Origin of the sequence: Pediococcus pentosaceus ATCC 25745, from assembly GCF_000014505.1 — a bacterium.
Classification (GTDB): Bacteria; Bacillota; Bacilli; order Lactobacillales; family Lactobacillaceae; genus Pediococcus; species Pediococcus pentosaceus.
The window spans coordinates 385,256-406,375 of sequence record NC_008525.1 but is presented as its reverse complement, the minus strand read 5'-3'; the positions used below and the strand labels follow the sequence as shown (position 1 = coordinate 406,375).

23 protein-coding genes are annotated in these 21,120 nt (G+C 36.8%); 13 read left to right on the top strand and 10 right to left on the bottom strand.

The window, feature by feature from the left end:
* Nucleotides 1–255 precede the first annotated feature (255 nt).
* Entirely contained in the window at nt 256–897 is a 642-nt protein-coding gene (locus tag PEPE_RS01780; protein ID WP_011673032.1) for a DedA family protein, read from the top strand.
* Between the two features lie 330 nt (nt 898–1,227).
* Here PEPE_RS01780 and PEPE_RS01770 read toward each other — a convergent pair whose 3' ends face one another.
* Complete coding sequence (locus tag PEPE_RS01770) at nt 1,228–1,893, bottom strand: L,D-transpeptidase (RefSeq protein WP_011673030.1); 666 nt, start codon at nt 1,891–1,893, stop codon at nt 1,228–1,230.
* Between the two features lie 14 nt (nt 1,894–1,907).
* Nucleotides 1,908–2,378 carry a hypothetical protein gene (locus PEPE_RS01765; RefSeq protein ID WP_011673029.1) on the bottom strand — a complete coding sequence of 157 codons (471 nt, stop codon included), beginning with the start codon at nt 2,376–2,378 and terminating at the stop codon, nt 1,908–1,910.
* 131 nt (nt 2,379–2,509) lie between these two features.
* Between PEPE_RS01765 and PEPE_RS01760 the strand changes: the two genes are divergently transcribed.
* From PEPE_RS01760 to PEPE_RS01750, 3 genes are all read left to right on the top strand, one after another.
* On the top strand, nt 2,510–3,373 hold the full coding sequence (locus PEPE_RS01760) for an NAD(P)-dependent oxidoreductase (protein ID WP_011673028.1): 864 nt from the start codon (nt 2,510–2,512) through the stop codon (nt 3,371–3,373).
* 230 nt (nt 3,374–3,603) lie between these two features.
* Nucleotides 3,604–4,056, top strand: a complete 453-nt coding sequence (locus PEPE_RS01755; protein ID WP_002832793.1) for a universal stress protein — start codon at nt 3,604–3,606, stop codon at nt 4,054–4,056.
* Nucleotides 4,057–4,137: 81 nt separating this feature from the next.
* Nucleotides 4,138–5,028, top strand: a complete 891-nt coding sequence (locus PEPE_RS01750) for an RluA family pseudouridine synthase (RefSeq protein WP_011673027.1) — start codon at nt 4,138–4,140, stop codon at nt 5,026–5,028.
* A gap of 57 nt (nt 5,029–5,085) precedes the next feature.
* On the opposite strand, the gene PEPE_RS01745 is transcribed toward PEPE_RS01750, so the two are convergent.
* Nucleotides 5,086–7,449, bottom strand: a complete 2,364-nt coding sequence (locus tag PEPE_RS01745) for a phosphoketolase family protein (protein WP_002832791.1) — start codon at nt 7,447–7,449, stop codon at nt 5,086–5,088.
* 186 nt (nt 7,450–7,635) lie between these two features.
* Nucleotides 7,636–8,358: a GntR family transcriptional regulator gene (locus PEPE_RS01740; RefSeq protein WP_002832790.1), complete on the bottom strand. Its 723-nt coding sequence runs from the start codon at nt 8,356–8,358 to the stop codon at nt 7,636–7,638.
* Between the two features lie 109 nt (nt 8,359–8,467).
* Here PEPE_RS01740 and ybaK point away from each other — a divergent pair, with 109 nt between their 5' ends.
* Nucleotides 8,468–8,971: a Cys-tRNA(Pro) deacylase gene (gene ybaK, locus PEPE_RS01735; RefSeq protein ID WP_172797352.1), complete on the top strand. Its 504-nt coding sequence runs from the start codon at nt 8,468–8,470 to the stop codon at nt 8,969–8,971.
* Nucleotides 8,972–9,015: 44 nt separating this feature from the next.
* Here ybaK and PEPE_RS01730 read toward each other — a convergent pair whose 3' ends face one another.
* Nucleotides 9,016–9,546, bottom strand: coding sequence for a DUF1836 domain-containing protein (locus PEPE_RS01730; RefSeq protein WP_002832788.1), 531 nt, complete (start codon nt 9,544–9,546; stop codon nt 9,016–9,018).
* A gap of 145 nt (nt 9,547–9,691) precedes the next feature.
* Here PEPE_RS01730 and PEPE_RS01725 point away from each other — a divergent pair, with 145 nt between their 5' ends.
* Nucleotides 9,692–10,024: a hypothetical protein gene (locus PEPE_RS01725; protein WP_002832786.1), complete on the top strand. Its 333-nt coding sequence runs from the start codon at nt 9,692–9,694 to the stop codon at nt 10,022–10,024.
* Between the two features lie 20 nt (nt 10,025–10,044).
* Nucleotides 10,045–10,674, top strand: a complete 630-nt coding sequence (locus tag PEPE_RS01720) for a GyrI-like domain-containing protein (RefSeq protein ID WP_011673025.1) — start codon at nt 10,045–10,047, stop codon at nt 10,672–10,674.
* Between the two features lie 51 nt (nt 10,675–10,725).
* Here PEPE_RS01720 and PEPE_RS01715 read toward each other — a convergent pair whose 3' ends face one another.
* Nucleotides 10,726–11,664, bottom strand: a complete 939-nt coding sequence (locus tag PEPE_RS01715) for an aldo/keto reductase (RefSeq protein WP_002832783.1) — start codon at nt 11,662–11,664, stop codon at nt 10,726–10,728.
* Nucleotides 11,665–11,823: 159 nt separating this feature from the next.
* On the opposite strand from PEPE_RS01715, the gene PEPE_RS01710 reads away from it, so the two are divergent.
* Nucleotides 11,824–13,209, top strand: a complete 1,386-nt coding sequence (locus PEPE_RS01710) for a hemolysin family protein (RefSeq protein ID WP_011673024.1) — start codon at nt 11,824–11,826, stop codon at nt 13,207–13,209.
* A gap of 43 nt (nt 13,210–13,252) precedes the next feature.
* Here the strand turns inward: PEPE_RS01710 and PEPE_RS01705 are convergent, their stop codons facing one another.
* On the bottom strand, nt 13,253–14,068 hold the full coding sequence (locus PEPE_RS01705; protein WP_041526952.1) for an HAD family hydrolase: 816 nt from the start codon (nt 14,066–14,068) through the stop codon (nt 13,253–13,255).
* 173 nt (nt 14,069–14,241) lie between these two features.
* Here PEPE_RS01705 and nrdI point away from each other — a divergent pair, with 173 nt between their 5' ends.
* The 4 genes from nrdI to PEPE_RS01685 all read left to right on the top strand — a co-directional run bounded on the left by nrdI (nt 14,242) and on the right by PEPE_RS01685 (nt 17,132).
* Nucleotides 14,242–14,709, top strand: a complete 468-nt coding sequence (gene nrdI, locus PEPE_RS01700) for a class Ib ribonucleoside-diphosphate reductase assembly flavoprotein NrdI (RefSeq protein ID WP_041526984.1) — start codon at nt 14,242–14,244, stop codon at nt 14,707–14,709.
* Between the two features lie 14 nt (nt 14,710–14,723).
* Complete coding sequence (locus PEPE_RS01695; RefSeq protein ID WP_011673021.1) at nt 14,724–15,515, top strand: tyrosine-protein phosphatase; 792 nt, start codon at nt 14,724–14,726, stop codon at nt 15,513–15,515.
* Between the two features lie 297 nt (nt 15,516–15,812).
* On the top strand, nt 15,813–16,592 hold the full coding sequence (locus tag PEPE_RS01690; protein ID WP_002832777.1) for a tyrosine-protein phosphatase: 780 nt from the start codon (nt 15,813–15,815) through the stop codon (nt 16,590–16,592).
* A 75-nt stretch (nt 16,593–16,667) separates the two neighbouring features.
* Entirely contained in the window at nt 16,668–17,132 is a 465-nt protein-coding gene (locus PEPE_RS01685) for an ASCH domain-containing protein (RefSeq protein WP_002832775.1), read from the top strand.
* 41 nt (nt 17,133–17,173) lie between these two features.
* Here the strand turns inward: PEPE_RS01685 and PEPE_RS01680 are convergent, their stop codons facing one another.
* The gene (locus PEPE_RS01680; protein ID WP_002832773.1) at nt 17,174–18,076 is read right to left on the bottom strand and encodes a YihY/virulence factor BrkB family protein; all 903 of its coding nucleotides are present in this window, start codon (nt 18,074–18,076) and stop codon (nt 17,174–17,176) included.
* A gap of 13 nt (nt 18,077–18,089) precedes the next feature.
* On the bottom strand, nt 18,090–19,511 hold the full coding sequence (locus tag PEPE_RS01675) for an MFS transporter (protein WP_011673020.1): 1,422 nt from the start codon (nt 19,509–19,511) through the stop codon (nt 18,090–18,092).
* A 156-nt stretch (nt 19,512–19,667) separates the two neighbouring features.
* On the opposite strand from PEPE_RS01675, the gene PEPE_RS01670 reads away from it, so the two are divergent.
* Nucleotides 19,668–20,111 carry a Fur family transcriptional regulator gene (locus tag PEPE_RS01670; RefSeq protein WP_002832771.1) on the top strand — a complete coding sequence of 148 codons (444 nt, stop codon included), beginning with the start codon at nt 19,668–19,670 and terminating at the stop codon, nt 20,109–20,111.
* A gap of 34 nt (nt 20,112–20,145) precedes the next feature.
* Here PEPE_RS01670 and pta read toward each other — a convergent pair whose 3' ends face one another.
* Entirely contained in the window at nt 20,146–21,117 is a 972-nt protein-coding gene (gene pta, locus PEPE_RS01665; protein WP_002832770.1) for a phosphate acetyltransferase, read from the bottom strand.
* Between the last annotated feature and the right edge of the window lie 3 nt (nt 21,118–21,120).

Sequence of the window (21,120 nt, the reverse complement as noted above, 5' to 3'; positions counted from 1 at the left end):
ACGCAGTCGTTAGGTGGCTCACACACCTATTATGACTCACACTTCTACAATACGGTAGATAACGTGTGCCGGCGAAATGGTCACTAGTCGCCGCAGCGAAACAATTCAAAGAATTGTCTGACCTATCTCGACTCATCGCATGTATCTAATGTAACATGAAATCTATTAACATACAACACCGATTAGGCGCTGTAATTGCAATCTAGCAAATAAGCCTTTATCATTAATAAAGAAAAAAGAAAGCGAGGCGGATAAATGTTTGATCTCATACTCGGATTTGTGATTCATCCTTTAACATATATAACACCTTTAACCGAACACCTTCATAACTGGGTCTACCTGATTTTATTTATCTGGATTTTTCTGGAAACAGCTTTTATCGTATTTTCATTTTTACCAGGTCAATCGGTACTTTTCCTAACTGGAACTATTGCTTCCGCAGCTAATTCACGGCTTAACATTTTTATCCTAACGATTACTTTTATCATTGCAGCTACTAGCGGTGCCATCGTTAAATACCGTTATGGAGTGAATATTAAATCTAAAAACAAAATTGCTAAACGCATTAGTGATTCCGAAAAAATGAACCAAACTCAGGAAGTTTTCGATGAAAACGCTAAAAAATCACTAATATTTTCTCGTTTTATTCCCTTTGTCGGTCTTTTTATTCCAATTGTAGCCGGGACCACCCAAATGGATTGGCATCAATTTAATAAATTAAATTTCATCGGTGTCTTATTATGGGTTGGAATTTGTTGTTTTTCGGGTTATTTCTTTGGCCAAACCCCCTTTATCAAGCAGTATTTTACTTTGATATTCTTACTATTAATTATTATTCCTGCTATTTTCCAAATTATTTGGCGCAAATTAAAAAACCGCCCAGAGGAAAAAGCTTAAAAACTCTAGCAAAGTTAGCTACCAAAATCTAACTTTGCTAGAGTTTTTATTTAATCATATAAAAAAAGATTTAGTTTCGATTAGACCTCAAAATTAAATCTTAACTATCGTAGCTACCTTCGCAGTTTTATTTCAACAAACCGGATTACAAAAAGGACCACTAAATAGAGCAGTAACGCCCATAGTAGTGCACTAAAACTAATTAAGGTGGTTCCTAATATTAATCTTCCCAAAATTTTAAATATTAGTAACAACCCCACTAAGATGCCAATTCCCCATAAAATTTCGTCTTTAAAATGACGCTTTTTCAACAACCATGTTTGAACAATCCTAATGTATTTCAACTTTCATACCCTCCGGTACTTTTTCGTAAATCCATTTTGCATCTGGAACCGCCAAACGCACACAACCATGTGATTGAGCTTCTTTCCCTAACTGTTCAGCTTCATCCTCAAGGAATTTTCCGTTTTTATCGGTTGGAACAGTATGGAATAGATAGATTCCATGATCTTTAAAGGATACCCAGTACTTAGCGCCTTCCTTTGAAGTTGGATTATAGAAGAAGTCGCCTCGCTCGGCCTGAATCTTAAAAGTCCCCGTTGGGGTTGGACTTTCATGCGATCCAGTCGACGCGTACATAGTATATAAAACTTTTTTTCCGTTCATCACATACACTCGTTGTTTAGCAATCGATACCTTCAAGAAAGCTTTCGGATACTTATCTAAATCTGGATAAGCTTTGTTTTCAGAAGACTTTTTCCAATTAATTGGGTTCATTTCGCCCTTTTTTGATTTTGTGGTTGCAGCTTGAATTTCATCTCCAGCTAACCCACTATCTTTAGAAGTGCTCTTAGGCAGCGATTTCTTTTTGGCTGATTTTTGTAACTCCACTTTTTCTTGCTGAATTACTTGCTGATGATGAGTGTAGATGGAGAGGATTAATGTAGAGAATGCAATTACGATTGCTGTTCCAACTATTAGCTCAAATCTCTTCATAGGAACCTCCTATTTTATTCCTCATTATCTTTTTGATCCTTATCCGGATGATCTAATCGATCAAATTGTTCCGCCATCCAATCCTTAAAATTAGCTTGTAAATCAGAATTAGCACTAATTAGATCTTCTGCTGTCCCAATTTGGTCAATTCGTAAATGAGACGAATTAATTTTTTCTGCTTCAATTACTGCATAAATATTAACATCATATTCTTTTTCTGCTTCAGTTAGTTTTTCCACAGGACCAGGATAAAGCAATGGTAAATTAATAATATTAGATTGAATTTTAATAACCACACTTTTATTAACATTAATAACTGCTTCAGCAATTGGGCTTTCTTGAATGGCCTGTTTCAAAAAATCTAAAGCAGGTTTAAATCCTGTACCGTCGGCTTTTTTTAAAGTTGTTTTCCCAATTTTAAATTCCTCTGATTTAAAACTGGCATCTTTCAATGTTTGGATAACTTCACTTGCTAATACTTTCATTTTGTCCCTCGTTTTTTTGTTTTCTAACTATGAGTTTAACATCTAAAAGCCCTTTTTTACATAGATATATTGCGTATCGCACTCCAATATCACTATAATTAAGTAAAAATTCAGATACGGAGGTTTTAATTATGAAAATTGGCTTTATTGGAACCGGAGTAATGGGAAGTGGCATTATCCATAATTTATTAAAAAATGGTCACGATGTCGCTGTTTTTACTCGCACTAAATCTAAAGCAGACCCTTTACTTGAAGAAGGAGCCCAGTGGGCATCTTCTCCCGCCGAGCTAACTCAACAAGTGGAAACAGTTATTACCATGGTTGGTTTTCCACAAGATGTGGAAGAAGTTTACTTTGGTGATCACGGGATTTTTTCAACAGTTACTTCCGGACAAATTTTAATTGATATGACAACTAGTTCGCCCATATTAGCCGAAAAAATTGGTAAAAAAGCTGATGAACTAGCTGTTATGGCCTTAGATGCTCCTGTTTCTGGTGGCGACATTGGCGCCCAAAATGCTACTTTAACAATTATGGTCGGTGGTAACCAGACAGCATTCGAAACCATGAAACCAATCTTTGGTCAAATTGGACATGCAACTAACTATTTTGGTACTTATGGCGCCGGTCAAAATGCTAAGATGGCTAATCAAATCATGATTGCCGGGACCATGACTGGCTTAACTGAAATGTTAGTATACGCTAAAGCTGCCCGGCTTGACTTAAAGACAGTTCTCGAAACTTTATCCAATGGCGGTGCATCAAATTGGAGTATGGAAAACTACGTTCCACGAATTTTAAAAAATGACTATACTCCGGGATTTTTCGCTAAGCATTTCCTTAAAGATTTAAAAATTGCACTTGATCAAGCTAAGCAAATGCAAGTTGATTTACCTGCCACGCGTCTGGCCACTCAACTTTATGATAATTTAGTTAACCAACAGGGATTAGGCGACGATGGAACCCAGGCTTTGATTAAACTCTGGTGGAAATAAAAAAGACTCGCAGTAATTACCACGAGCCCTTGCATTCAGTCTCCATGGAGAAGCAGAGTGCTTAATGGCGGCCGTAGTCGCCATTTAATTTGCGCAAGTTCATTTTAACGCATTTGCCGTCTAATTAGAAATATTTTAGTTTATCCGGTAAATTCGATGTAAAAAGGCTTACATTTTTTTGTGAAAATGATATCATTAGTATAAGAAAAGATGATTGGATGGTGGGTAACATGCTACAACAATACAAAAATATCTTAGCACCTGTTGATGGGTCTAAAACAACTGATGTTGTTCTAGATCGCGCAATTGAAGTTGCAAAAAGAAATGACACTCATCTCGATATTTTAAATGTCCTTGAAGTAAACCAATTTAGTGATACTTATGGTGGGGCAGTTAGTGGAGATGTAATCTATAAACTTTCAGAGGACGTCCAACATCGATTAGAAGAACTCAAGAAAAAAGCTGAGGACGCTGGAGTTAAAGATGTTAGTGTTCACATTCGTTTTGGGAATCCAAAACCAGTTATTGCACGCGAATTTCCAGCTGACCATAAAAACGAATTGATTATGATTGGTTCAACAGGACTTAATGCTTTGGAACGTTTAATGGTTGGTTCTGTTGCAACTTACGTTAGCCGTAACGCGATTTGCGATGTATTGATTGTTAAACCAGAAAAGAAATAATTATCATTAATACCATATACTTAAAGGATCGATTGAACATTTTGTTGAGTCGATTCTTTTATTTCGTTAAGGAGTTTCATTATGCAATGGCACTATGCTATTAGACTTTCCAGTTTATACCAACCTCAGAGTTTACGAGAATTACTGCAAAGAACTTGGTTATTATCGCGGAAAATTGTCCACTTTTTACGGATTAACGAACGCGTTTTGGTTAATGGAAAATATGTTCCCGTCAACACCATCGTCCAAGGTGGCGACTTAATTGAGCTTAATTTTGAATCGTCTGATTTTGATACCCCCCTTCCGCCGTTTGATCCAGATTTTACGCAAGCGCCAATTATTCTTTATGAAAATTCGGACTTAATGGTCGTTAATAAACCTACAGGCGTTAAAACTCATGCTAATCAACCTCATGAATTGGGAAGCATGATGAATTTCTTACAAGCTTACTTCAAGGACACCGAAAACGAAGCATATAATGTCCACCGATTAGATCAGTTCACGAGTGGCGCTTTGTTAGTTGCTAAAAATCCAGTGGTCGTGCCTATTCTTAATCGCCAAATTAGTACTAAAGTCATTAATCGCACCTATTTATGCGTTGTTAGCGGCCATTTAGAGCAATCTAAGGGCACCATTAATGTTCCAATTGGTTTTGACCCCGATGATAAACGTAAACGCCAAATTAATGGTTTAAATCCCTTATCTGCTATTACCCACTATCAAGTGCTAGCTCAGTATGAAAATAGCAGTCTTATACAAGTAGATTTAGAAACGGGTCGAACCCACCAAATTCGCGTTCACCTTTCATATCTGGGTCACCCTATTATTGGCGATCCTTTATATAATCTGGATAATACCCAGCAGCCAATGTTATTACATTCTTGGAAAATTCGTTTTCCACTTCCATTTAATCTAGAAACAATAGAAGTCACTGCTCCTATACCCGATTATTTTAATTTTTTAACTAAATAAAAAAGCTGGAAGCTATGCCCTATTGGCAAAGCTTTCAGCTTTTTTGTTTTGATTTAATTAGTTAACATCTTTCCAAGTCCAGTTAGTAACTTCTGGAAGATCATCACCGTTATCACGAATGTATTGGTAATGACGTTCAAGTGTGTTATCCATTTGTTGAGAGAAGTCTGCACCCTTTTCAGCAAATTCTGGAATAGAATTGATTGTATCTTGTGCTAAGTGGAAACGATCTAGTTCGTTAAGAACTCGCATGTCGAATGGAGTTGTAATGTCCCCTTCTTCACGGTAACCATGAACGTGTAAGTTATGGTTATGACGGTCAAAGAAGATTGAACGAATTAAGTCTTCGAAACCATGGAAAGTAAAGATAACTGGTTTGTCCTTAGTAAAGTAACGATCAAATTCTTCATCACTTAGACCATTAGGGTTAACCTTAGGACTTTGAAGTTTCAATAAGTCAACAACGTTGATGAAACGAATCTTCAAGTCTGGGAAGTTATCATGCAAGATGTTGATTGCAGCTAAACTTTCCATATTTGGTTCTGTACCAGCAGCAGCGAAGACAACGTCTGGTTCTTCACCATTAGTTGTGCTTGCCCAGTCAATAATACCCAAACCGTTCTTAGCAAGAACTTCTGCTTCTTCCATTGAGTAGAATTGAGGACGAGGTTGCTTAGAAGCAATAATCAAGTTGATCTTGTTACGATCGTTCATAACTAGTGGGCTAATAGCAAGCAATGAGTTTGCATCAGCTGGCAAGTATTCACGAATGAATTCTGGTTTCTTTTCAGCCAAGTGAGTCAAAAGACCTGGATCTTGGTGAGTGTAACCATTGTGATCTTGTTGGAAACTAGTTGATGTAGATACAAGGTTCAATGATGGATAATCATTACGCCAATCTAATTCATCAGCCTTACGTAACCACTTGAAGTGTTGTGTAATCATTGAATCCACAACGCGTAGGAATGCTTCGTAACTAGTGAAGATACCATGACGACCAGTCAATGTGTATGTTTCTAGCCAACCTTCAGCTGAATGTTCTGAAAGTTGAGCATCAAGAATACGACCTTCAGGAGCAAGTGCTTCATCCCAGTCCTTCTTGATTGGAGCAACAAATTGACGATTTGTAACTTCAAACAAACCATATAGACGGTTTGACATTGTTTCATCAGGACCAAACATTCTGAAGTTAGTTGGGTTCTTAGTTATAACATCGCGTAAGTAGTCTGACCATACCAACATATCTTGTTTGATGTTTTGTCCACGTTTTGTTGTATCAACAGCGTAGTCACGATAATCTGGCAAGTTCAAGTCAGTTGGGTTAACTCCACCGTTTGTGATTGGGTTAGATGCCATACGTTTTTCACCCTTAGGTGCAATTTCTGCAATTTCAGGTAATACGCGACCATTTTCATCAAATAGTTCTTCTGGCTTGTATGACTTCATCCAGTCAATCAAAGCATCAACATGTTCAAGGTTCTTTTGGTCTACTGGGATTGGAATTTGATGAGCACGGAATGTACCTTCAATAACCTTGTTATCCCAAGTCTTTGGACCTGTCCAACCCTTAGGTGAACGGAATACAATTACTGGCCAGTATGGCATAGTTTCATCGTGGTTTTCACGAGCATTCTTTTGAATTTCTTGAATCTTTTCGATAGCCTTGTCCATTACTTCAGCCATCTTAGGATCCATAGCTTCTGAATCATCACCTTCAACAAAGTATGGGTCCCAATGTTGACCATGGAAGAATTCAGTTAATTCTTCATCTGACATACGTGATGTAAGTGAAGGGTTACTTAACTTATAGCCGTTAATATCCAAAATAGGAAGAACAGCACCATCAGTAATAGGGTTGATGAAACGGTTATGTTGCCATGAAGCAGCCAAAGGACCTGTTTCAGCTTCACCATCACCAACTACAACAGCAGCGATTTGGTCTGGGTTATCTAAGATAGCACCAACACCATGTGATAATGAGTAACCAAGTTCCCCACCTTCATGAATTGAACCTGGTGTTACAGGAGCAGCATGTGAAGCAACCCCACCGGGCCATGAGAATTGTTTGAAGAGTTTCTTCATACCTTCTTCATCTTGAGTGATAGCTGGGTATGCTTCAGTGTATGAACCATCAAGGTATGAGTTAGATACCATAACTTGGCCACCATGACCTGGTCCTTCAACATAAAACATGTTTACACCGTATTTGTTGATAACACGGTTTAAATGAGCATAGATGTAGTTTTGTCCAGGAATTGTTCCCCAGTGTCCAATTGGATGAACTTTTACATCTTCTGGTTTAATGTCGCGTTTTAATAGCGGATTGTCTTTTAAATATAATTGTCCTACTGAAAGATAGTTAGCAGCACGCCAAAATTTTTCAAGCTTGTCAAAATATTCTTTTGATGAATAATCTGTCATTGTACTCTTCCTTTCGTGAGCGAAAAATAGGTTGTTTTTAATTTATGAATTTATTATAACCGCTTTCTCAAAAAAGGTCAATCATTTTTTAAATTGATACGGTCCAATTTTAAAAATGATACGAAATCACCTTTTCAACGGCTATTCTAACGTAAAAAAGCATCTAATCAAAATTAGATGCTTTGCTTAATCGACAGACACAAATGTGCTGTAATTCATATATTTGTAGTGAATTCGCATATTTGAAATTTCAAACGGCGTACCATCATCCATAAAGAAAATTCCGGACATAACACCGACGGGTTCATTTTCGGTTAATCCTAAAAGTTTTTGATCTTCAGCATTGGAGGGTTCTACTTGAATCGACATAAACGAACGTGTTACGTGTTGGCCTTGAGCGTCCTCTAAATAATTAAAAATCGATTTTTCCACAATGGCCTTGGATAACTCCGGCACAATTTTAATTGGAATATAGCCCGTTTCAATCATGATTGGTTCATCATCTAACAAACGTAAGCGACGAACTTGATAGACAAAGTCACCTTCATTTAAAAATAAATCTGTCTTCATATTTTCCGTAGCAGGAACTACTGAAAAATCTAGCACTTTAATTCCCTGCTTTTTACCATTGGATTTCAAACTATCTGTGATACCTAGATTAGATCCTTCATAATTAAAAGAGGATTGACTTTTCAAATAGAGCGGATTGATAAAAGTTCCGGAACCTCGTTTTTTAAAAACTATTCCCTCATGTGCCATGGAACTTAATGCTCTTTTGACGGAACTACGACTCACGTCATATTCCGTAGTTAACGAACGTTCATCTGGTAAACGCATCGTTGGAAATTCATTATTAAAGATTCTTTTTTTAAGGTCGTGAATGATTTTTTTGTAGATCAGATCTTCCATTAAACTATCTCCCATTGTTAATTGCTTTCACCATTATAGCAAACTTGAATGCTTTGATTTTATTAACTAACGATTTTTCCTATGCTAAAATACAAGGGTAGGTGGTGAGATCATGGGTAAAAAGAAGAAAGAAAAAGTCTCTAAAACCCTTGTTGAACAGATTTTAGACAAAAACAAAATTGAATACAAGCAATTTATTTTTCCGACATTTCAAGATGGTGATGTTAAGCAATTAAACGTTGATCACATCGGTGTTGATGATCACCTCATTTATAAAACTTTAGCATTAATTGGAAATAAAACTGGCCCCATTGTTGGAGTTTTACCAGTTGATGAACATCTAAGTTACAAAAAACTTGCTAAAATTTCGGGTAATAAAAAAGTTGGTATGATTCCATTAAAGGATTTAATTGCCACCACGGGTTACGAACATGGGGCTAATACTCCTATTGGAATTTATGAAACTAAGCACTTTCCTATTTACATTTCAGATGTTGCCAAAGAACAAGGCACAATCATCGTATCTTCAGGAAAAATTGGTCGATCTGTTCAATTAAAGGCGGAGGATTTAGCTCAACTAGTTCACGGGACTTTCGGTGACATTATTGAATAGTAAAAAAGAGAACCTACGACAAATAAATCGTAGATCCTCTTTTTTTATTTAATCTTAGTCGGTTGATGTTTTTTCGAATCTTTAACCACTTTAACTAATTGATTAGTTTCTAATTGATCAACAATCATGTTGGAAGCTGCTTCTAAAAGTTGATCTGTTAGATTGTTGGCATTACGGTCTGGACGTGATAGTCCCATATGCTTGATTTTATTATTAACTAAATCAATGAAGCGATCGTAAGCTTGTTTGGGATACTCACTAGCAGTCACCCGATCAATTCCTGAACGGATTTCTTGAATGGAAAAAGATTGTTTTAAAAGTGTAATTAACAAGATATCAGCAATTTGCATAACTTGATATTTCTTCTTAGTGGGAGCGACAATTACCTTATTTTTAACATAATTATTAACCATCGCCGGAGTCACTGCTTCAAGTCCCAAAGGACCTGTGTATTCGGTCATTAATGCCACTACTTGATCCATATAAAGATCAAAATTAGGCAAATCATCCCAATGGGGTAATTCAATTAATCGTACTAATTCAAGCCATCTTTGGTATTCTTTATAATCACTCATAACTAGTGCTCCTTTACTTATTTACCATTATTATAACATCTTCATCTAGTTTTAAAAACTAGTTAACCTCGATGCATAGAATTGTTTATCAAAAATTAGCATTTATGGTACTCTATTTACATGCATAAAAACGGAGGAAAATTTAATGTTTGATCCAACTAAAAAAAGAAAAGTATCTGAAGAAGTAAAAGCAATGTTCCCAATCGAAGTCATCAATGGTTTATGGGATACCCTACGTCAAATGAAGAAGGACCAAATTGTCGTTACTCCCGCCATCGCATTCGTTTTTAGTGATGACTCTACGGATGAAGAAATATACGTCATGGGACTTCAAAATTCTGGGGCAGTCGCTAAAGAATATACCGTCAAATATACTGGAGAAAAAGATTTCTTAGGTAAGGGAACCATTGTGGTGGTTCAAGATCACCCTAAAAATATCACAATGAAAATCAGTGACGCTAACAAAGCGCTCAACTAAGTAATTCACGAGGAATTCTTATGACGGACGAAAAAATCGAATGGCGTAAAGAAGAAGCTGGTTTTTCACTTAGAAAAAAGCCTCAAATTTTAACCATCCCTGCTCAAAATTATTTTAGTATCAAAGGTAACGGTGATCCCAATTTACCCGATTTTCAGAAGCGAGTTCAAACACTTTATCCTTTATCCTATACAATTCGCATGAGTCAAAAAAATGATTGGAATATTCCTAACTTTAAGTTATACACCGTTTATCCGCTCCAAGGATATTGGGGAATTCAACCTCAATATTTAGATGCGCCAGTCATGCAAAAAGAACATTTCACATATACAATCAGTATTAAACAACCTGATTTTGTGACTGATGCAATTGCTGCAGAAGCGTTAGTTCGGGCAAAATCTAAAATCGATGCTGATTTATTTGACCAAGTCTTTTTCGACCATCAACCAGAACAATTAGTAGCGCAGATTTTACATGTCGGTGCGTTCGACGATGAACCTGAAAGCTTCGCCAAATTAGAGCAATTTATCGATGAAGCTGGGTACGTACGCAGTGAAAAAGAACATACCGAAATCTATATGAGTGATTTTCGGCGTGTTGAAGAAGCACAGCGTAAAACAATTTTACGAGTAGCCATTCAAAAGAAATAAAAAATAGTAACGCGCCTCACTATAAAGTAAGGGACGTTACTATTTTTTAATTTAAGGCATGTCGTTTCCAGCAGCGTAGTAAATGTCATACCATTCTTGACCAGTAAGTTCGACATCACTACCAGCAGCTGATTCTTTAATATGCTGAGGATTCATGGTTCCCAGTAATACTTGGAATTGCGCAGGATGTCTCAAAATCCACGCGGTTGCAATGGCATTCTTAGTTACACCATAAATATCTGCAATTTGTTTCATCTTCTTATTTAATTCTGGGAATTTAGGATTATCAATAAATACACCATCAAAGAAACCATATTGGTAAGGTGACCAAGCTTGGATTGTCATATCGTGTAATCTTGCGTATTCCAAAATCTGGCCATCATGATCAATACTACGTTCGTCGAACATGTTAGTATGCATGCCAAAATCAATCATTCCTGTATGCATAATTCCAAATTGAAGCTGATTAATTTCAAGTTTTTGCTTAGTGTACTTTTGAACTAATTCAACCTGCATTGGATTAAAATTAGAAACCCCAAAATGACGTACTTTACCAGCAGCTTGAAGTTCATCAAAAGCTTCTGCGATTTGTGCTGGTTCCATTAGTGGATCAGGTCGATGAAGTAAAAAGGCATCTAGATAGTCCACACCTAAACGCTGAAGTTCGCCGTCGACCGCACCAATGATGTGCTCTTTACTAAAGTTATAGCGATTGCCATAAGGGATGTCGCCACTATTACTATTTTCAATTCCACCCTTAGATTGAATGTACAAATCCTCACGATTTACACTCGATAGCTTTAGTCCTTCACGGAATTTTTTGCTGGATTCACCATGTCCATAAATATCAGCTGAATCAATATAATTAATTCCTATATCAAAAGCAGCCTCAATGGCCGTTGCTGCGTCTTTGTCTGATAGCGCATTCATTCGCATGATACCTAAAGCAACGTTAGAAACGCGCATACCACCAATGTTAATCTTTTTCATAGTACAAGAACCTCCATCCACTATATAATAAATTATAGCTCCATGATAACATTAAACTTCACTATACAACATTAAAAAGAAAGCTACTTTTCATACTATTTTTAAAATTCTCGTTGTATAATGTAACAATAACTAGAAAAAAGAAATGGGGAATTATTTTTGGATAGCGGTCAGATAGTCTCTAACCTGATTGTGATGCTAATTACTTTTATATTAGCTTACTTTTTTGTTGCGGCAGAATTTGCTTTAGTGCAAACACGGCTCAGTGCCTTAGAAGAGGCTGAAAAAGAAACAACAAGTGCTCGTAAAAAGAAGAAATATCAACTGGCGATGCGGATGGTTCGTAAACTTAACGAATATTTATCCACCACTCAGGTAGGTACTTCGATCTGTGGTATTATCTTAGGTTGGATTGGTGAATCAACCGTTGAATATTTTGTTGTTGAAGTTTTTGGAGCAACTCACCTAATTAACTCAGCTTCTCTGCATATTGTGGGAGCAGTTGTTGGGGTTCTATTGTTAACTTACTTAGAAGTGGTTATTACAGAAATTGTTCCAAAGAATATTAGTATCGATATTCCACTAAAAGTTTTAATGTGGGTCGTAACACCCCTCCATTATTTCCATACCACCTTTTATCCATTCGTTTGGTTGCTTAATGCTTCGGCCAATGGAATTGTCCGTTTGCTAGGGATGCAACCCGCCGATGAAAGTGACGAAATATTCTCTCAAGCAGAAATTTTAAATCTTTCTCGAAATGCCGTTAGTGGCGGTGAATTGGATAAAAATGATTATGTTTACATGCAACGGGCTTTTGATTTTAATGATAAAGTCGCTAAAGATATCATGATTGACCGTACGCAACTGGTTGTCTTAGATATTAATAGTAAAGTTGATGAAGCTCTACGTCAGTATCTTCAAAGCCGTTTCAGTCGTTTCCCAGTGGTAGCCAATAATGATAAAGATAAAATTCTTGGCTATATTTACAATTACGATATTATTCGTCAAAGCCAAGTTGATGGCGATATCAAAGTTAGCAAATTACTTCGTAATATCATTACCGTTCCTGAAACGCTCGCTTTACAAGATGTTTTAGAACAAATGATTCAAAAACAGGTACCAATTTCAGTCGTTGTGGATGAATATGGTGGAACCAGTGGAATTATCACTGATAAGGATATTTACGAAGAAGTCTTCGGCAACATCAATGATGAAATCGATGACGTTTCTGGTGACTATATTCATAAAGAAGAAAATGGACATTATAAAGTTAGCGGTAAAATGACCGTTTATGATTTTGAACGTTACTTTGGCATTGATGTTCCAGATTTTGAAGAAGAAGACGTCGTTACTCTTGGTGGTTACGTTATTGATCACAAACCAGATATCAAAGTTGGTGAACACGTCCGAATTCAAAATTATGATTTCGAAGTTCTCGATAATGAAAATGCCCATATCGATTGGTTCTTAGTTCACAAACTAAAACCTGAGGAACTCGCTGATGTCCCTCCTGTTGTCGCGATAACCGAGACTTTGTTTGATTAAATAAAAAGGGAAGTAGTCCTTTAAAGGCTACTTCCTTTTTTATTTATTTAAAATATGACTCCAAAAAATTCCCAATCCCGTTTTCCACATTACTATCCGTAACCGCATCGGCTTCGTCTTTTAGGATTTGAGGACTATTCCCCATCGCAACCCCCGTGCCAACGGCTTTAATCATTTCTAGGTCATTCATGTCATTTCCAAAAGCAATTGTGCGTTCAAGCGGGATGCCATATTTATCCATAATTGCCCGTACAGCAGTTGCTTTTGAAATTCGCCTAGGAATTAATTCCAAGTTGTTTGGTGAAGACGACGATACCTTAAGTAACCCAGTTGCCTCCATTTTTTCACGCGCTTCATCTAGCCGTTCCGACTTAGTCTTATCAATGGTAATCCCATTGATAATTTGACTACTAAGTTGGTGTAAATGTTCCAGGTCTCTAACTTTCTCAAAACGTCGGTTACCAGTCTTATCGGCCATAACCCGAACTCGAGCTAAACGACTCAACATCCACGGCTTTTCACGTGTGTAATACGTCATATCTGTTGTGAAAAAGTTAGTCGAAAGACCCAGTTCTGACGTTATATTATAGATTTCCTTAAGTGCATTCCATCCTAAATGCTCCTTATGAAAATGATGTCCTTTTTGATATACAGATCCATTTGAAGCTATAATTTCAACTTGATCGTTGATTTTATTGCGAATTAGTTCAGCTAGCGAAAGCATCCGTCCCGTCGCAATATAGAAAATTACACCGCGTTGTTGTAATTTTTCGATGGTTCTCTTCGTCTCCGGTAAAACGTTCTGATGGTTATCGATTAAGGTTCCATCAATATCCATAAACACAAGATATGGCTCCAAATTCTTCACCCCTTACATTATTAACTATCATTGTACTACTTTTTGTTACCGTTTCCATATCACATCTTACTTTTGCATAACATTATGAGTTTGCAACTTTACCGTGGTATCATTTTAGGTAAGAGGGGCGTAAAATGTTTTTTGAAGTAAATTCTAGACAGGGAGTTTTTAACATGGAAAATCAGATTTACATTATATATATATCAGTTGCTGGGAATACCCAGTCATTTGTAGATGATCTGGCAGATTATGCTGAAAAGATGCATCAAAATGATACTAGTAATCCTTTGATTATTAGCAAAGAAGTTACCGATCAAACTGATTTTGCAGATGAAACTCAACCATATTTTGCCTTCGTCCCTACTTATCTTGACGGTGGAAATGGCATTGATAATGGCGTTAAAGAACTGATGACCAATACGCTCGGCGAATATATTGCTTACCATGATAACCGAAAATTTTGCTTAGGTGTAATTGGTAGTGGAAATCGTAACTTTAACGAACAATACTGTTTAACAGCTCGTCGCTATGCCCAAGATTACGGTTTTGAAATGATTGATGACTACGAATTACGGGGTAATAGCAGCGATTGTAAACGGATCTATGACAACATGGCCAACCGAGTTAAAAATAATATTTAAAGCGAGGAGATTGTATGACAAAACCAAGACTTTTACCTATTTCATCCGGATTGAATTTTCGTGAACTAGGCGGATATACAAATTTAGATGGTAAAACTATCAAGTGGAATAAGTTGATTCGTTCTGGAAAACTAGGAGGTCTAGCTGATGCAGATATACGCCTTTTAGAAGATTACAATGTTAAATTTGACGTCGATTTTCGTTCTCCCGAAGAAAAAAGTAAATTTCCTGATCGTGTCCCTTCAGGTGCTGAATATGTTTTTGCTCCTGTTTTTCGAGTTGATGAAACTCAAAGCACAAAACAAACTGATGAACTTCAGCGTAAAATGAATAGCGATCCTACTAGTGGATTAGTCGAAATGCGCCGTGTTTATCGGGATGTAATTCGCCAAAGACATTCTCAAAAGGCTTATCGCAAGTTTTTTGATGCGCTGCTTGCTAATAGTGCTGATGATTCTGCGCTACTTTTCCATTGCACGGCTGGTAAAGACCGAACAGGCATGGGAGCAATCTTTCTATTAAGTGCTTTAAACGTGGATGAAGACACTATTCGTGCTGACTATCTCTTAACTAATCGCGCCACTAAAGCTTATCAAAATGGTGTCGTGATGGATCTTAAACTCAAAAATAAAAATTCCGCCTTTATTCAAAGTGTTAAAGCTCTTCAATCTGTAAATATTTCTTATTATAATTCCGCCATGGATGAAATTCGTAGACTTTCTGGATCTATGGATAATTATTTAAGAGAGTATCTAAAGCTAACTGAACAAGATATTACCGATTTACGTAAAATTTACTTAGAATAAAGATATTTTAAAACTAACTTAACAAAGTTTGTTACTTTCAATACACTTCGTTAACAAAAAATTCACATTTATGCTTTAATATGATTTACATGGATGAGGAAAGAAATTTCCTCATTCGTTAAACTTTTATTCTGATTACTCCTCCAAAAAGTACAGAATTTAGTTTTCAACAACCTACTCCCCAAAAAGACGCCTTAATCGGCGTCTTTTTACTTACCTTCAAATTTTTTATTTCCCGAATGGAATTAAATCAGACTATAATGGTAATGATATTAATAAAGGGAGGTTTTCTTTCTTATGAAACCGGAACGTATTTTAAATGTACCTGGTGCAGTAAACTTTCGTGAGCTGGGTGGTTATCAAACTAAATTTAATCAGACTATTAAATGGCAAAAATTGCTCCGTTCAGGTGAGCTGAGTCATTTAACTCCTCGCACTCAGGCCCTATTGGCTGATTATGGACTCAAATATGATATCGACCTTCGCTCACCAGCTGAAGCGTCCTGGAGTTCCGATAAAATCCCAGCCCAAACTATCTATCGTTTTTATCCAGTTTATCCTATCCAAGATAACGAAAAATCTGATTTACCCCAAAATAAACATTTAAAATATCAAGCTTATGAACAGTCCTTATATGATCCATACCTAACAATGGCCTTTAGTGAACACTCGCGGATTGCTTTTCACCAGATGTTTGTCGATTTATTAGCTAATACCAACGAAAAAGAATCATTACTTTTCCACTGTGCAGCTGGTAAAGATCGAACAGGCATGGCCGGTATGCTGATTCTTTCAGCCCTTCAGGTCCCCTACCAAACTATTCGTGAAGACTACCTTCTAACTAATTTGGTATACAGCAATCAAGATCCCGATGAGCTTCGCCGCCAAATTACTGGTAAACATGTGGATAAACTTATCCAAAAAATGAATAGTGTATTCTCAGTGACTGCTTCCAGTCTCGATCATACCCATGATTTAATTCTTGATCGTTTTGGTTCATTTGATCATTATTTCAAGGAAGCACTCGAATTTTCAGATCAAGATTTAGCTGACTTACGTCAAATTTACTTAGAATAGCATAATTTCACAGTTTTTGCGTAACCGTTTTCACAATGTTAAAATAGGTTAATTACATTCGAAAGGAATGATATTATGACAACTCCAGCAGAAAAAATGTGGCATGATTTTACTACAAAAAATAAAATTGAAGGTAAAACTTACCAGACACGGTGGTTTGGTCCTCAAGATCAACCAGACGAAATTAACCGTCTTAACGCTTTGATTTTAAGTGGTAAGAAACGTTCTACCTCGAAACCACTTGCCTATTATTCAGCAGAACAAGAGGCCGTTCCTCAGGTTGGTGATTATTTCATCCTTTTAAATGGTGACATGAAACCAATCGCAATCATCCAGACGGTCGTCTCGGAATTAGTACCTTTCCTTCGAATCTCAGGTGAGCACGCCTATAATGAGGGTGAAGGCGACTTATCGATTGAAGATTGGCGGGCACGTTCGTTAGCTAAATTTACTAAACTCATGCAAAAATATGATACTCAATTTACAGAGGATAAGCCGGTGGTTTCCGAAGTTTTTGAAGTGGTTTATTCAGAAAAATAAAAAAGTTATCCACAGCGGTTAATTCCACTGTTGGATAACTTTTATTTTTTGATTTTAATTTTATACTTACCAGCTACTTTTCTAAGACTGCCGGAGGTTTCCACAATCTTTCCTTCACGTAGCTCTTGCCAGGTAGCGTTCAAAACTCCACCAAACATAACTACCATTGCCGAGAAATTTAGCCAGAACATAATCGCAATAAAGGTTCCCAAAGTCTTATAACTGGTTACTGAACGGGCAAAAATTCGTAAGTAGAATGAGAAAAATTGCGAGATAATCATTGTTCCAATGGTTGCGGCAATTGATCCTGGAATAACGTACTTAAATTTGATTTTAGCATTAGGCACCAAGTAGTATAACAACGCTAATCCAACAAATAAGCCCACGATAGTTACAGGCCATTTCAACTGTCCGATCAAATCAAACAGATGCGTTGGTAAATTCAGAATTGGGGTTAAATAACTAATCAACGTTTGTCCAAAACTAAAGAGGAATACCAAAATCCCCATAATAGCAATGATTATTACGGTCAAAACAAACGCGACAATCCGATTAACAATGGGATTTTGATGTTTAGCTACATCATAAGCTCGATTAATTGTCCGTTGAAAAGCAGCCACAGCTTGGCTAGCTGAATAGATTGTCAACAACAAACTGAACGATAGTAACTCGCCATTTCCACTCCCCAGAAAATCTTTAACAATGGGCTCGGTAATGTTGTAAATTGTCACCGGTACCACTGTTTCAATGTATTCTAGCACCGTGTTCACTTTGATATCAAACAATGGTAATAACGATCCCATCAACATTACCATTGGAAAAAATGAAAGTAGTAAATAATACGCTAAAACAATCGAATTATTTACAACTTCCGAATCGTTGAACCGCTTCAGTAAAGCACTTAAAAACGTTTTTGTTTTTCTAAAAACTACTTTAAAATCCATTTGAATTCCCCAATTATTTTACAATATGTTTGCTTAAGTTTAAGTTTCTGCCTGCCAACATCGTGATAATCCAACCTAAAATTGTAATCACAAAGAAAAGTGAAAAAGTAGCTCGGTATCCCACGAGGGTTGATAATTTACCTGGTAATCCGTTACTAGTGTGACTGTTGGTTACATTCTGCAAAACAACTGACAAAATTGCCAATATCATGCCTGAGGACATCAATTTGAACTGAGCCATAAAAATATCGGCCATGTTATTTAAACGTGCCGATTTTTGATTTTGGCTGAGTTCTTGACCCACCTGCATTAACAATCCATGCCCAGCTTCAATTATTATAGTTAAAACAATAAATAAAATTAGGTTTAAGTAGGTTGAGAACAAGGATAGACATCCCCATCCCACCATCATTAAGCTCATCGCCATTCTGACGTTATTGACCGATTCGAATTTGTTAAACCATCGTTTGGTAGCATGATGCATTAAAATCATCACGACGATCGATGGCATCAAGGCTAATCCAATAATAATGACCGAATAATGTAATCCTTGACGCAAATATAAAATCCCGATAATCATTAACACTACTAAGGAAGCATCTCCAATTCCTTGGAGTAATACAGCCCGCAAGTATCGAACATTGAATAATCCTTTAAAATCAATCAACGGATTGGGTACAGATAATTCACGCCACAGATAAGTTGCGATTAGACCAATACCTATCACCAATAAGCCCCAGCTAAACCAGCTACTCGTGATTTGATCTCCCAAAGTAACTATCCAACCAATGAAGACCATAAAGCCACTCGAAAGAACTACGTTTACCCGTTCAATATTATATGTACTGATTTCTAAATCGATTTTAATACTTGACGCATTGTGGTAAATGATCAGACTTAAAACAATTAAGAAAATATTGATTAATTGCCAGTTTCCCAATAAAAAGGATATTCCGGTTAGAAATAAGGCTAAAACTAGCGCTACTCCTAACATAACATCTCCCATTTTGGTTAAACCCACATTTTTTTCTGGTAAAATTGTCGCAATTAAACTCGGAAGCATTGGTAATAGAATTCCACACCCCGTGGTTTGAATAATCCGGCCCAGTAATAAAATAGGCATATTAAAAGCTATCCCTACTAATAAAGAACCAATCATAAAAATAGCTAAGGATAACTTTAACAACTGAACGACTGACTTTTTTTGCAACCAAACTGGGCCCAATGGATACATTAAAGCTAACCAAGCCAAAGGTAAAATATTCGTCAGTTGTACGACAACTTCATTATTTCCAAATGCTTCCACAATTTTAGTGACTGCCAATGCGGTTGAAAACTCTCCAATCAGCATCACAATCATTCCTAGAATCAGAATGAAGGCCTCACGATATTCACCTTGCACCAATTGATCAAACTGGTGGCGAATCTTATTCATGTATACGCCCTCCTCAAATAAGCTTAATTATAATTTTATTAATTAAAAAAGGTAAAGTAAAGGCGCAACGAAAACTTTTTTCAAATTCGATTGTGGCACATTGAAACCAAACTTAAAAAGTGTTTCAATTAGTTAATAACACATAGGAGAAATAGGATGATGAAAAAGACTATTGATGAAGCAATTGACCATTTACGTGATAATCATATACGGATTACTCCTCAACGTCGGTTAGTACTGGAATATTTGATTGAAAAAAGAAATCATCCAACTGTGGAAACTATTTTTAAAGCGGTCAACGCCAAAGAACCTAGCTTAAGTTTAGCCACTGTATATAATTCACTTAAACTTCTGGTAGATCAAGGTCTAGTCATTGAATTAACTAGTAGTGAAGATGGAATTCATTACGACTACTATGGCCATCCTCATTTCCACGTAATTTGCGTTAACTGTGGAAAAATCATTGATGTTGATTATCCTGAATACGCATCTGATTTAGCTAAAATCGACCGCATTGCTGCTAAAAAAACTGGATACGACATTATTGCCAATCATATTGAAGTCGAAGGGTATTGCCCTGAATGTGCACAAAAAAAATAGGAGTCGGAAAAATTCCGATTCCTATTTTTATTTTCTAAACTTGAGCTGCGGTAATAATTGCTACTTTATAGACATCTTCTTCACTAGCTCCACGAGATAAATCGGAAACCGGTGCATTAAGTCCTTGCAAGATTGGGCCAATTGCTTCAAAACCGCCTAGACGTTGAGCAATCTTATAACCAATGTTTCCAGATTGAAGTTCAGGGAAGATAAAGACATTCGCATGTCCTGCAATTTCTGAATCTGGAGCCTTACTTGCTCCAACAGCTGGAACAAAGGCTGCATCAAACTGAAGTTCACCATCATATGGGGTCTTTGGATCACGTTCTTGGGCAACCTTAGTAGCTTCGCGAACTTTATCTACCATTGGTCCAGCCGCTGAGCCTTTAGTTGAAAAGCTTAACATTGCAACCTTAGGGTCGATGTCAAATAGGCGAGCAGTTTCTGCACTTTGAATCGCAATTTCAGCCAATGTTTCTGCATCGGGATCAATATTAATAGCTGCATCCCCAAAGACATAGCGTTCATTTTCGCGTTGCATGATAAATGCTCCACTAATTCGACGCATTCCTGGTTTAGTCTTGATAATTTGAAGAGCGGGGCGAACTGTATCACCAGTAGCATGAACTGCTCCAGATACCATGGCATCCGCCTTGCCTAAGTAAACTAGCATAGTTCCGAAGTAATTTACATCTTTGAGCATTTCGATAACCTGTTCTTCGGTATTTTTACCCTTACGACGTTCAACTAACTTATCAATCATTTCCTTTTGATCGGCTTCCGGATATTGGCTCGGATCAATAATTTGCACATTTTCAAGGTTTAATCCATGCTTTTCAGCAGTAGCTTTAATATCAGCTTCCACTCCGAGTAAGATTGATTGAACTAAGCCATCATCAGCTAGTCGAATAGCGGCAGCTAAAACTCGAACATCTTCACCTTCGGGAAATACAACTGTTCTATTTTGGCCCTTAATTTTTGACTTCAAACCTTCAAATAAATCCATGAG